The 13107-nt window shown below is 66.7% G+C and carries 10 protein-coding genes and 1 pseudogene; 4 read left to right on the top strand and 7 right to left on the bottom strand.

Annotated features, from left to right (window positions below):
• Positions 1-8: 8 nt before the first annotated feature.
• The 3 genes and pseudogenes from WD430_RS14690 to WD430_RS14680 all read left to right on the top strand — a co-directional run bounded on the left by WD430_RS14690 (position 9) and on the right by WD430_RS14680 (position 2819).
• Positions 9-1313 carry an MFS transporter gene (locus WD430_RS14690; protein ID WP_339103176.1) on the top strand — a complete coding sequence of 435 codons (1305 nt, stop codon included), beginning with the start codon at positions 9-11 and terminating at the stop codon, positions 1311-1313.
• 55 nt (positions 1314-1368) lie between these two features.
• Positions 1369-2024 (top strand): annotated as a pseudogene (locus WD430_RS14685) (IS6 family transposase).
• Positions 2025-2081: 57 nt separating this feature from the next.
• Entirely contained in the window at positions 2082-2819 is a 738-nt protein-coding gene (locus WD430_RS14680; RefSeq protein ID WP_339103175.1) for a 3-hydroxyacyl-CoA dehydrogenase family protein, read from the top strand.
• Positions 2820-2926: 107 nt separating this feature from the next.
• Here the strand turns inward: WD430_RS14680 and WD430_RS14675 are convergent, their stop codons facing one another.
• Positions 2927-3724, bottom strand: coding sequence for an enoyl-CoA hydratase/isomerase family protein (locus WD430_RS14675; RefSeq protein ID WP_339103174.1), 798 nt, complete (start codon positions 3722-3724; stop codon positions 2927-2929).
• Positions 3725-3904: 180 nt separating this feature from the next.
• Here WD430_RS14675 and WD430_RS14670 point away from each other — a divergent pair, with 180 nt between their 5' ends.
• Entirely contained in the window at positions 3905-5074 is a 1170-nt protein-coding gene (locus WD430_RS14670; RefSeq protein ID WP_339103173.1) for a thiolase family protein, read from the top strand.
• 293 nt (positions 5075-5367) lie between these two features.
• Here WD430_RS14670 and WD430_RS14665 read toward each other — a convergent pair whose 3' ends face one another.
• From WD430_RS14665 to WD430_RS14640, 6 genes are all read right to left on the bottom strand, one after another.
• Positions 5368-6618, bottom strand: coding sequence for an acyl-CoA dehydrogenase family protein (locus WD430_RS14665; protein ID WP_339103172.1), 1251 nt, complete (start codon positions 6616-6618; stop codon positions 5368-5370).
• A 138-nt stretch (positions 6619-6756) separates the two neighbouring features.
• Positions 6757-6936 carry a hypothetical protein gene (locus WD430_RS14660; RefSeq protein WP_339103171.1) on the bottom strand — a complete coding sequence of 60 codons (180 nt, stop codon included), beginning with the start codon at positions 6934-6936 and terminating at the stop codon, positions 6757-6759.
• A 159-nt stretch (positions 6937-7095) separates the two neighbouring features.
• Entirely contained in the window at positions 7096-8133 is a 1038-nt protein-coding gene (locus WD430_RS14655; RefSeq protein ID WP_339103170.1) for a cytochrome b/b6 domain-containing protein, read from the bottom strand.
• Positions 8130-8876, bottom strand: coding sequence for a hypothetical protein (locus WD430_RS14650; RefSeq protein WP_339105826.1), 747 nt, complete (start codon positions 8874-8876; stop codon positions 8130-8132). Before WD430_RS14650 ends, WD430_RS14655 begins: the two co-directional genes overlap by 4 nt.
• 2 nt (positions 8877-8878) lie before the next feature.
• Positions 8879-9553 carry a 4Fe-4S dicluster domain-containing protein gene (locus WD430_RS14645; protein ID WP_339103169.1) on the bottom strand — a complete coding sequence of 225 codons (675 nt, stop codon included), beginning with the start codon at positions 9551-9553 and terminating at the stop codon, positions 8879-8881.
• On the bottom strand, positions 9550-12894 hold the full coding sequence (locus WD430_RS14640) for a molybdopterin-dependent oxidoreductase (RefSeq protein ID WP_339103168.1): 3345 nt from the start codon (positions 12892-12894) through the stop codon (positions 9550-9552). Before WD430_RS14640 ends, WD430_RS14645 begins: the two co-directional genes overlap by 4 nt.
• Positions 12895-13107 lie beyond the last annotated feature (213 nt).

Genomic DNA, 13107 nt, shown 5'->3' with positions numbered 1-13107 from the left:
CGACTTCGATGACCGACGACGCGACGGCGGACGACACGTACTCGACCGGCGAGATCAGGACCGTCGCCCTCGCGGTCATCGCCGGGATCTTCTTCGGCGGCGTGGCCACCGGCGTCGCCTTCCCGACGCTGCCGCTGCTCGACGAGCGGCTCGTGATCAGCACGGTGATGCTGAGCGTGATCCTCTCGGCCAACCGCATCGCGCGGCTGTTCATGAACACGCCGGCCGGAACGATCATCGACCGCGTCGGCGCGCGAACGCCGATGATCCTCGGGCTCTTCACGCAGGCGCTCGCGCCGTTCGGCTACATCGCGGGCCTCCGGACGCCGCCGATGATCCTCGGGACGGTTCCCGGGTTCGGCGAGGTGTCGCTCCCGGGCGTCGTCTTCGTCCTCGCGCGGACGTTCTGGGGGGTGGGCAGCGCGTTCGTCTTCATCGGCGCGTTCGCGACGATCACGTACGTGACGACCTCGGAGAACCGCGGCCGCTGGGTCGGCTACATGCGCGGCGGCCAGTCGCTCGGCTTCCCGACCGGCCTCATCCTCGGCGGCCTGCTGACCGACGTCGCCTCGATGGAGATCGCCTTCTTCACGGCCGGGATCCTCGCTCTGATCGCCGGCACGGTCGCGACGTTCGTCCTCCCCGACGTCCACGCCGGTGCCGACACGAGATCGGCGAAGCTCGGCGAGGTGCCGGCCCTGCTGCGCGGACAGCCGACCGTGTTGCTGATCGGGTTCGGGAACTTCACCGTCCGCTTCCTCTGGGGCGGGATCATCCTCTCGACGCTCGCCCGCTTCGCGGACTTCCACGGCCTCGAGCTCGCCGTCCTCGAGGCCGCGGGCATCAGCGGCGTCGTGATGGGCGTCGGCGTGCTCACGATGGGCGGGACGACGGTCGTGACCGGCTGGATCTCCGATATGGTCAGCGACCGGACGCTGCTGACGGTGCCCGCGTTCCTGTCGATGGGGGCGGGTTTCCTCCTGATCGCGTACGTGCCGACGATCGAGTCGCTGTTCGGCGCGCTGGTGTTGATCGGCGCCGGCATGGGCGCGGCCGCCCCCGCGATGCTCGCGATTCTGGGGGACCTCACGCCCGGCGACGAGGTCGGACGGATGGGCGGCGTCTATCAGGTGTTGGGCGACGTCGGCCTCAGTCTCGGCCCGCTGATCGCGCTCCCCGCCGTCGACAGCTGGTTCGGCTATCAGCTGACCTACGTCCTCTGTGCGGCGCTGGTCTGTAGCTGCCTGCTGATCGTCTCGCTGCCGCTCCTTCGGAACCCGGACGTCACGACGTCGACCGTGAAAGCGGACTGAACGGCGCTGTTTCGGTACGCGTGAAAAGTGAGGCGGTGCGATTTCGCGGTGCTCGATGCCAAAAACCGACCGACTCGGTGGGTGTATCGACTGGATTGATTCGAGTTTCGTGGAGCGAGAACGGACACCGCGTCAGCTGATGGAGCCTGATATTCGACTCCATCTCGCTCTCCTCTCGCATCTCTCGCTTCTTTCTCACTTTCGAATACAGTTCGAGAACTAGAGAGGTTCGGTACCAAACACAGTCGCAAGGCAGTCCACGATCGGGTTCACGAGTGCGATCGACAGCCGGCAGCCGACGAGAACCCGAATCACGTCGCGCTCGACGAGACGGTGATTCAACGTGACGAACACCGCTCTTGGCTGGACACTGCGGTTGATCCGCAAGCGAACAAAACACTCCATACACGGCTGTATTCAACGACTGCGACCGCGTTGACAGAGCGATTCCTACAGGAACTCACGGCGAAACGTGATCTTGCTGCTGCCGTGTTCCTCACCGGTGGAGCAAACCATCTCCAGACTGCACTCCGTCGATCTGGGCTCCGATTTCGAGACGAAAAACATGGAAACCGGAACGCTGTTGAACATGTTTTTCGTAATATAATTCGACGAACCTATTCGTTCTCAAATTGTTTTAGCCACGCAAAACCGTCAACAGCCGAATCGTGGCTCCAAGCCTCTGCCGTCTGGTACAGTGCGACAACCTAACCACGACCGACTGAACCGATCGAAACTATTATCGAAGGTTGTGTGGGTTATGATATCATGGAACACAAAACGGCGGCCGTCGTCGGCGGCGGTATCATGGGCGCCGGCATCGCACAGGTACTGGCCCGCAACGGCTACGAGGTCCGCGTTCGCGAGATCGACGAGGAACTGGCTACGGAGGCCCGCGAACGCGTCGTATCGGGCAACTACGGCCTCGAGGACGCCGTCGAGGGCGGCTATCTCTCCGAGGACGAAATGGAGTCGGTCTTAGAGCGGCTGACGTTCACGACGGACCTCGACGAGGCGACTGTCGGCACCGAGTTCGTCATCGAGGCCGTCACCGAGGACCTCGCGATCAAGGGCCAGGTCTTCCGCGACCTGGACGAGGTCACCGACGACCAGCCGCTGTACTCGAACACGAGCGGATTCTCGGTGACGTCGATCGCCAACGCCGTCTCGGACCCCTCCCGCGTCGCCGTCACGCACTTCTTCAACCCGGTACCGATCATGTCGATGGTCGAGATCGTTCAGGCCCCCGAGACCGACGAGGCGGTCGTCGAGCGAGCGGAGGAGCTCGTCGACGAACTCGGCAAGACCAGCGTCACCATCGACGACGACCCCGGCTCCTACGGCTTCATCGCCAACCGCTGTCACGCCGCGATGCGCGAGGAGGCCCAGGAGATCGTCGACGAGGGCATCGCGACCGAAGCGCAGGTCGACAAAGCGCTCGAGGAGGGGTACAACCTCCCCGTCGGACCGTTCTCGCTGCGCGGTATCGGTGAGGAGTGGGACTGACGGAACGGTGGAGTCGTATCGCTCCGGGCCGGGGACTCAGCGCGCGCCACCGCCACTGCACGCCGTTCCCCGCGCTGAGCGCGGAGTAAAACGGGCGTCTCGAGTAGCTACGTTCCGTCGAACTCGGGTTCGCGGTCCTCGTCGAACGCGGCCGCGCCCTCCGCGTGATCTTCGGTCTCGAGCAGTTCCCGGAAGAGGCGATTGTCGTAGCGCACCCCCTCCTCGAGTCCCGACTGCACGGCCATGTGAGCGGAGTCCTTGATCGCCTGGACGGCCAGCGGCGCCTGGCCGGCGAGGTCGGTGACGAAGGCGTCGACCTCGTCCTCGAACTCCTCGTCGCCGTAGACGTGGTTGATGATGCCCTCATCGGCGGCGCGTTCGGCCGAGATGTACTCGCCGGTCATGGCCAGTTCCTTCGCGACCGCGGGGCCGGCCAGCTTCGTCACGTACTGGACGCCGCCGGCGCCGGGGAGGAGCCCGAGGTTGACCTCGGGGAAGCCGAGCGTACTGGACTCGCTGGCCAGCCGGAAGTCGCAGGCGAGCGCGGTCTCGAGGCCGCCGCCGAGACAGTAGCCGTCGATCTTCGCGATCACCGGCGCCGGGAAGTTCCGGATGAACTCGTAGTGGCCGCGCTCGGAACTCGCGCCGGCCGACTCCTCGGAGAAGCCGCCGACGTCCGCGCCGGCACAGAAGGCCTTCTCGCCGGCGCCCTCGAGGACGACCGCTCGCAGGGCGACGCCGTCGGCGTCCTCGTTTTCGGCCTCGAGGCGCCGCAGGCCGGCGATGATGTCTTCCCGGAGCTGTCCGTTCAGGGCGTTGAGCGCGTCCGGCCGATTCATCGTGACCGTGCCGACGCCGGTCTCCTCGTCGAACTCCACTAGCACCGCGTCGAGGTCGTCGTCCATAACTGCGTGTTACCGTCGCTCACCAAGTAAGTACCCGACGTCCTTCGACGGGCGCCGCGCGTTCGGCGAGACGACGATTCGAGCGAGAGTGCCGTCTCGAGTCCTAATACCGTCTCGAGCGGCGGTGACGGTCCTCGCCCGAACGGAACGAATATTCGTTTCGCCGTGGTACGTGAATGCATGCACGACGCAGTCATCGTCGACGCGGTCCGGACGCCGTTCGGCAAGCGGGGCGGCTCCTTCCGCGACACGCACCCGCAGGATCTGGCGGCGAAACCGCTCGCGGCCCTCGAGGAGCGAACCGGGTTCGATCCGGAGGTGATCGAGGACGTGATCTACGGCTGCGTGACGCCGATCGACGAGCAGGGGCTCAACATCGGCCGCATCGCGCCGCTGGTCGCCGGCTGGGGCGACGGCGTTCCCGGCGTCCAGCTCAACCGGATGTGCGGCTCCGGCCAGCAGGCGGTCACCTTCGCGGCGACGAACATGATGGCCGGCCAACACGACGTCCTGGTCGCCGGCGGCGTCGAGCACATGACTCGAGTGCCGCTGGGCTCCGACGGGGCCGACGGCGTGGACGGCGCGGGCGCCGTCACGGACACCTACTTCGAGCACGTCGACGAACTGACTCACCAGGGCGAGGGCGCCGAGCGAATCGCCGCGGAGTACGGCTTCGACCGCGCGGAACTCGACGAACTCGCCGTCGACTCCCAGCGCCGCTGGGGCGAGGCCTGGGAGGCAGGGCGGTACGACGACCAGATCGTCCCCGTGGAGACGGAACTCGATGGTGAGTCGGTCACCGTCGAACAGGACGAACACCCGCGACCGGAGACCGACCTCGAGACCCTGTCGAATCTGCCGCTGTCCTTCCGCGAGGAGGGCGACGGCGTCCATCACCCCGGCAACTCCTCGGGGATCGTCGACGGCTCGAGCGCGCTGCTGATCGCCAGCGAGGCGGCCGCCGAGGCACACGGGTGGGAGCCGATGGCCCGCATCGTCGCGACCGAAGTCGTCGGCGTCGACCCCGTGACGATGTTGACGGGACCGATCCCCGCTACGGAGGGGGTGCTCGAGAAGACCGATCTGGAACTCGCGGACATCGACCTCTTCGAGGTCAACGAGGCGTTCGCCTCGGTCGTCGCCGCCTGGCTCGAGGAGACCGGCGTCTCCTGGGAACAGGTGAACGTCAACGGCGGCGCCATCGCCCACGGCCACCCGTTGGGGGCGACCGGCGCAGCGCTGCTGACGAAGTTGGTTCACGAACTCGAGCGCACGGGCCAGGAGCGGGCGCTCTCGACGATGTGTATCGGCTTCGGGCAGGGAATCGCGACGATCATCGAGCGAGTTTGAAAGCCGCTGAACGGTGATTTCGCCGCTCTGACGATCGGAATCTGCGACTACGAATGGACATCGATGGCGTGACGATCTAGTTCGGGACCAGCTACCGAGACACTGCTACCGTGGCAACGATGAGAGGCCACACCCTCCCCAGCCGATTCGCTCCTTCCAGTCGCTCATCCCTCGCGCAGTTCCGTCGGAGGCCCTCGCTATCGCTCGGCCCTCCGACAGCGCGCGCCACTGCAACTGACCTACATCGGAGCGCTCACGTACCGTCTGAAAACGCGCTCGCGCCTCGAGCCCGCTTACTCGTCCAGTTCGTCGATGCGCAGGTCCTCGTCGAACTGCAGCGCGTTCTCGATCTCGGTCTCGTCGACGTCGTCGAAGGCCCAGCGGGCGATCGAGCGGCGGTGGACCTCGTCGGCGCCGTCGACGATCCGGAACGCGCGGACGTTCTCGTAGAAGTGGGCGATCGGGAGGTCCTTCCCGATCCCGTTGCCGCCACAGCACTGCAGCGCGAGGTCGATGGTGTCCTGCGTGACGTTCGCGGTGAACATCTTCGACATGGCGACCTCGATGCGGGCGTCGCTGCGGTCGAGTTCGCGCGCGGCGTGGCGGACCATACAGCGGGCGGCGTGCAGCCGCGTCTCGGCGTCGGCGATCCGGTGGCGCAGCGCCTGTTTGTCCTCGAGTTTCGTTCCGAACGCCTCGCGCTCCTGTAGGTACGCCTTCGCGATCTCGAGGGATCGCTGGGCCATCCCGGAGTAGCGCATGCAGTGGGTGAGCCGGCCGCCGCCGAGGCGCATCTGGGCGATGCGAAAGCCCTCGTTCTCCTCGCCGATCGTGTTCTCGACGGGGACGCGAACGTCGTCGAACTTCACTTCGGCGTGGCCGCCCTCGCGCTCGGTGATGCCGTGGCCGCCGAGGTGGGGGACGTTCCGCACGACCTCGACGCCGTCGGCCTCGCGCGGAACGAGGATGATCGAGGTGCCCTCGTAGGGGTGGGCGTCCAGATCGGTCCGGGCCATCACCAGATAGAAGTCGGCGTCGAGTCCGTCCGAGGTCCACCACTTGTGGGCGTTAATCACCCACTCGTCGCCGTCCTTGACGGCCGTGCTCTGGAGCATCTTCGGGTCCGATCCGCCGCCCTGTTTGGGCTCGGTCATCGCGAACGCCGAGGAGATCTCGCCCTGCACGAGCGGGCGGAGGTACTCCTCTTTCTGTTCTTCCGTGCCGACCATCTCGAGGGTGTGCATGTTCCCCTCCTGGGGTGCGTTGGCTCGGATGGCGAGCGCGCCGATCAGCGAGCGGCCGACCTGCTCGAAGGATGGGAGCATGTCGCTGAAGTCCAGCCCCTGCCCGCCGTACTCCTCGGGGACCTGCGGCGCGAACAGGTCGCGCTCCTTGGCCTGCTCCCACAGGTCCTCGATCTCGCTCATCGGGATCCGCTCGCCGGTGGCGAGCGCCTCGCGTTCGCGCGGGATGACGACCTCGTCCATGAAGTCCGCTACGCGACCCGCAACCGCCGTCGCCGTCTCGGAGTCGTGGTACTCCATACCGGGGAATGCACACACAACATTGTAAATATGCAGCAAAGCAGTCGGATACAACGTTGTGAAAGAAAGGCCTAGTCGTGTTCGAGCTGTCGCTTCGCTACTCACGCGAGCGAATCGTCCCGTCGGCCGAGACGATCGTTACAGCAGGAAACTGCCGACCATCGCCAGCACGAAGACGGCGGCGACGACGGCCAGCGCCTCGTACTGGTACTCCCGCTCGTCGGTCACGTCGGGCGTCGCGAAGACGACCCCGAGGAGGCCGCCGACCGCGACGACGAGCACCGCCACGGCGTAGATCGAGTACAGGAGGTCTGCCATAGGATAGCATACGACGCGAAGCGACGTAAATCCCCCGCGGAGGCGTCGGATTTCCGACGGACTCGAGCGGGAGCGGACTCGAGTCGTCGAGTATCGCCTCGAGTCCGAGCGGCTGACTGCGACGACCCGAACGAACGGTGGGAAAACCGACCGCGGCGGTCAGTCGTCGGCCTCGCTGGGGCCGTCGTCGCGAGTCGATCCGCTTCCGTCCGCGGCGGGCGTCCGTTCGGCCGGTCGTTCCCGCTGCTTCCGGCGCTGGCGCATGTACCGCGCCCGGAGCACGTTGCCGAACACCGAGAGGACGAGTCCGACGAACAGCACGAAGATCCCGACGTTGATGCCGATCGTCCGGAGGACGCTCCCCTCGTTGAACACCAGCGAGTCCGGCACCGGATAGCCGCCGTACTCGAGGCTGGCCATCATCACGCTGACGATGCCGACGACGACCAGCACGCCCATCACGTTCGTCGCCCACCGCCACGAGGACTTGCGCCGGAGGCGTTCGATCCCGGTCGTCTCGTGTTCGTCCGGATCGCCGTGGAAGTTCGGCGTGTGCTCTTTCGGCAGGAACGCCTTCATCTCGACGGGGTAGAACGCCGGGTGGAAGCCGTGCTCGAAGGTGTGGAACATCACGCCCATCAGCATGATGACCCCGAGCAGTCCGTGGAAGGCGACGAATGCCATCGCGACCGACTGGGAGTCGTAGAAGTCGATCAGCCACGTCTTGCGCCAGATGAGCAGCCCCGAGAGCATCAACAGGACCAACTCGACGGTGAAGATCCAGATGACGCCCTTCCCGATGTACGACATCAGCGGCACCTCCTCGGCCTTGTAGCCCGCGAACTGGCGAGCCGCCGGATGGCGCTCGTCGGCCCGTCCGAGGGCGAACTTGACGTCCTGAACGAACGCCTTCGCGTCGGTCAGGCCCGGCAGTATCCCCCTGAAGTTGGACCGACTGGACGATCGGAGCAGCATGTAGGGCACCCAGAAGCCGGTCAGCGCGATCAGCGCGAAGCCGGCCAGTCGGTGGATCGAGAGCACGCCCTGGTTGCCGCCCATCAGCTCGACGAGCCACCACAGCTCCGTGTTGAAGGCGATGGCGTACCCCGTGAAGAACAGGATGAACACCGTCAACGCCAGCAGCGAGTGGAACATCGTCGTCACCCGCGAGAACTTCCCGTGATCGAGATTCGTCATCGCCGATCACCCCCGTCGGCGCCGGTGGAATCGTCCGCCGGATCGCTGCTCGAGGCCGGCGCGTCCGTTCCGGCGCCCGAGGTGTCCGAACCGTCGCTCGAGGCGTCGTCGGCCGCTGGTTCCGAGCCGTCGTCTCCTGCCGGCTCCGGAACGCCTCCGTCAGTGGCCGCGGCGCTCTCGCTGGCGCGCCTCGAGCCCGCGGGCGGCCGCATCCGCGTCGCCAGCCGGCGGAACGCGGCCCAGTGGATGAACACCATCAGGAGGATGAAGATCCCCATGACCACGTCGGCCAGGTGGACCAGCGCGATGGCTGCCTCGAGGATCGGGCCCGTGTTCCCGGCGATCCAGTCGGCGCCGACGCCGCCGCCCTCGAGGGTCGGGTGGATCCGCTGGACGTTCTCGAAGAAGGGCGCGCGGGCGGTGACGAGCGCGACGGCGCCGACCGCCAGCGCGAGGCCGAACAGGGCGCTGAGCAAGAAGGCGATCCGGCCCGACCAACCGCCGCCGTCCCCGCTGCCGCCGTCGTCGCCGCCACCGGTCCCCTCGCCGGTCCCCCGTCCGGATCCGGCGTCCTCGCGCTGTTCGTCGGACGGTACCCCGGCCTGTGCCTCGCGTTGCCGAGCGCTCGAGGCGGCGTCCCGATCGGTCCGGTCGACCGCGTCGGTCGTCCGCTCGCGCTCTCTCGCGGCCCGGACGTCGTCGCCTGCGTGGTCGTGCGTGTCCGCTGATCGGTCGTCGCTCATGGTCACTGGAACAGTTGAGCCTCCTCCTCGCCGAAGATGATCGCCATGGCCTCGTCGTTGAAGAACGGCTGACTGTCTCGGCGCTCGAGTTCGTCGGCGATCTCGCCGGTGCCGCCGACGAGGATAGCGTCGGTCGCGCACTCCTCGGCGCAGGCCGGCCCCTTCTGGGCCTCCTGGCGCTCGCGGCAGCCGGTACACTTGTCCATGATGCCGCCGGTGCCGAAGATCTGGGCCGTCCCGTCGTTGCTGTCCGGGAACTGCGGCGCGCCGAACGGACAGCCCGACAGGCAGTACTGGCAGCCGACACAGAGGTCCTCGTGGACCGTCACGAAGCCGTCGTCCTCCTTCTGGAGGGCGTTGGTCGGACAGACCGAGACGCAGGGGGCGTTCTCGCAGTGATAACACTGCATCGGCAGGCTGGTCTCGCCGGGGTTCTCCCCCGCGGCCAGTCGGTCGGTCTTGTCGGCGTTCTCGCCCTGCGGGCCGGCGACCCCCTCGGCCATGGTCGTGATGTCGATGCGCTGGTTGTCGATCTCCCGGTCCCAGGTGCGTTTGCAGGCGACGACGCAGCCGCCGCAGTCGATACAGGCCTCGACGTCGGGGAAGATCCGCATCCCCTCGCCGGTGCTCATGACGCCCTGACTCATCACCTGGCCGGACGGTTCTTCCTGTGTCATAGTATCTCACCGCCTTCTTCCATGTCCCACTCCCGAACGTCGTACCGCTTCTGTCGGCCGAGACCGTTCTCTTCCTGCGGGTAGTCGATGAACTCCATGTCGAGGTCGTCGACGACCTGTTGGGTCGCCTTCTGGACGTGGACGACGCCGGACTTCGTCTCCTGCATCTGCGTCTCGGCGTCGAACCCGCTGGGCGTGATGATGTTCGCGCTCTCGCCGATCGCCAGCGGCTCGGTCCCGTGGGGCCAGTTCGGGGTCTTGTCCTCGCCGTGGAAGACCCCGCCCCAGTGGTAGGGCAGGAAGACCTCCTCGTCGTTGACGCGGTTGGTCACGTTGGCCTTCACGAGGATCGAGCCCTTGTCGGCCGACGTGATAACGACGTGGTCGTCGCCGCCGACGACGTCGAGTTCCTCGGCCAGCGTCGGGCTGATCTCGGCGTACATGTGCGGCTGCCGGTCGGCGGTGTACTTGTTGTTCCGCGTCTCGGCGCCGCCGCCCTGGTGTTCGACCTGTCGTCCAGACGTCAGGATGACGGTTCGGCCGCTCTCGAAGTCGCTCCCGAGTTCCGTGTGGACCGCCGCGGTCGCCGTTTGCTGGACGCTGGCGTTGTTCTGATCGAGCCGCCAGAAGTTGGTCTGCTGGCCGTTGGCCGGCCACTCCTCGACCAGATCCGGTCGCGGGCTCTCGACGGGTTCCCGGTGGACCGGTACCGTGTCGATGAAGTTCCAGACGACCGCGCGCGCCTTGCCGCGCCCCGTCGGCGGGTCGGGCTGTGCGCTGTCGTACTCCTCGAACTCCGCGGGGTCGACGTCCACCTGATCGCCGTACTGCTCGTTGACCGCCTGGGCCGCCTCGTACACCGACACCTCCTCGTCGAGGGCGGCCTGCACCGGCAGCGTCTGACTCGAGGCCTCCGTGGGATCGTCGGGCAGGACGGTCGCGTAGCCGGGATACGACGGTACGCCCTCGATCTCTCCGTCGTCCCACCACGGCGCCTCGAAGGACTCGGCGATCAGGTTCAGTCCGTCCGCCCCCTGCTGGTCGACGGTCTCCTGTAAGGGGTACTCCTTGTCGACGTCCATCTCGGTCCACTCCTCGGGCGTCGGGGCCTGTTGGCCCCAGTTGACCCGGAAGTCGTGGCCGCCGTCGCGGGGGTCGGACTCCTGCGTCCAGATGATCGGCGAGCCGGGGTGGTCGTCGCCCCAGTAGGGCCAGGGGAGCGACCAGAAGTCCCCGTCGACGGGCGTGCCGGTGTTCTCCGCCCGCAGGTCTTCGGTGCTGAACGCCCAGTCGTACTCGTGGTGTTGCTGGAGTTTCTCGGGGGGCTGCTGGTAGCCGATCGAGCGCACCCCGAGGTTGATCTCCCGGAGCGCGTCCTCGTAGGAACTCCGACCGTTGTGTTGGGCCGGTCCCGACCCCCAGTCGAAGTGCTCGCCGAAGCCCATGTAATCGGCCAGCTCCTGCATGATCTGGAGGTCGGGTTTCGAGTTGTGCGCCGGCGTCGCGGCGGCCTCGCTCCACTGGACCGACCGATGCGAGTTCGTGACCGACCGCACGTGCTCGTACTGACTCGAGGCCGGCAGCAGGAGGACGTCCGCGTCGTCGGGCAGCGTCCCGGCGACCGAGGGGAAGACGTCGACGACGACCAGCAGGTCCAGCGCCTCCATGGCTCGCTTCATCTTGTCCATCTCGCTGATGGAGTTGGCCGAGTGGCCCCAGAAGAAGGCCATCTTCAGCGGGTTCGGCTGGTAGAGGTTCGAGTCGAGCAGTCGATCCTCCTGCCCCAGCGCGGCCTCGTACCAGCGGGCGACGGTCAGCCCGCGCTGGAACATCATCGACCGGGGATCCGGATCCTCGAGGGGGGCGTCCTCCTGGAGACCCGCGTCCTCGCTGCCCTCGCTGTCGCCGCCTTCGTCGCCGCCACCGTCCTCCTCTTCGCCGTTCGGCGATTCGCCCTCGTCCTCCGAGTCGGACTCCCCCTCTTCGACCGCGGCGGGCACCTCGAGGCCCGCCCACATCTCGTTGGGCATCCGCTCGAAGTTCCGATAGAGGTCCTCGAAGGAGATGCTCCCGCTGGTCCAGGGGCTCCGATTCCAGACCGTCGACCAGTGCTCCCACGAGCCGGGCGCGTCGACGCCGTAGTAGCCCGGCAGGATGCTCGCGTCGACGCCGAGGTCGGTCGCGCCCTGCACGTTGGCGTGGCCGCGCATGACCTGCAGGCCGCCGCCGGATCGGGCCGCGCTCCCGGTCGCGAGGCTAAAGAGGGCGTACGAGCGGATGTTCTGGGTTCCGTTGTTGTGCTGCGTGCCGCCCATCGCCCACTCGACCTGAATGCGGGGCGCGTTCTCGACGATCAGATCGCCGATCTCCTCTAAGTCCTCCCGATCGATCCAGGTGATGTCGGCGACGGTATCGAGGTCGTACTGATCGAGTTCGGCCTCGACGTCGGGCCAGCCCATCACGCGGTCCTCGAGGAACTCCTCGGCGAGCCCGTCCTGCTCGCGGACGTAGTTGAGCAGCCCCATGACCAGCGCCACGTCCGTCCCCGGCCGGAGCCGGTGGAAGTAGTCGGCGTGGGCCGACGTCTTCGTGTACCGGGGGTCGATCGAGACGATCGTTCCGCCCCGCGCCTGGCCCTCGAGGATGTGTTGCATCGCGATCGGGTGGGACTCGGCGGGGTTCTGCCCGAGGATGATCAGCAGGTTGAAATTGCGGTAGTCGTTGATCGTGTTCGTCATCGCGCCGAACCCCCAGGTGTTGGCGAGGCCGGTGACGGTCGGCGAGTGACAGATCCGCGCCTGGTGGTCGACGTTGTTCGTCCCCATGAACGCCGCGAGCTTCCGGATGGCGTAGGCCGCCTCGTTCGAGTGGTGGGCACTGCCCAGCATCATCACGCTCTCGCGGCTGTACTCCTCGACGGTCTGCTCCCACGTCTCGACGATCTCCTGATACGCCTCGTCCCAGGTGACCCGCCGCCACTCGCCGTCCTCCTTCCGCATGGGATGTTTCAGCCGCTTGGGCGAGTGCTCGGTCTCGAGGATTCCCGCACCCTTCGAACACAGCGAGCCGTTATTGATCGGGTTCTCGAACCACGGTTCCTGAGCGACGAAGGAGTTGCCGTCCTTGACGGCCTTGAAGCCGCAGCCGACGGCGCAGTAGTTGCAGATCACCTTCGCCGTCTCCTCGCCCTCGGGAACGCCGTCGTCTTCCTGCTCCTCCTGGGTGCCGAGGACGTGGCCCGTCACGCCGCCGCCGAGGAAGAGCCCGCCGGCGAGCGCGCTCGCCTTCATGAACGAGCGCCGGTCGAGGTCGATCGTGACCGGTTCGTCCGCCGCGCTCATGGCACCACGTCCCTTACTGTAAACGCAGTGTCACGAGCGCACCGTTCCGTGGGTTTCGCGAGTGCACCTTCCCGTCGGTTCGATAGCGTGCTACGTACACCCATACCTAGCGCCTTCCCCGGTACCCACTATCAATATTTGCCTGAGTCAGTCGGGACGAATTTATCTATCGGCTAGGTTATTCGCGTATTACTCGAACAATCACGAGATATG

The organism is Haloterrigena sp. KLK7, from assembly GCF_037914945.1.
GTDB lineage: Archaea > Halobacteriota > Halobacteria > Halobacteriales > Natrialbaceae > Haloterrigena > Haloterrigena salinisoli.
This window is presented reverse-complemented; position numbering and strand designations above follow the sequence as displayed.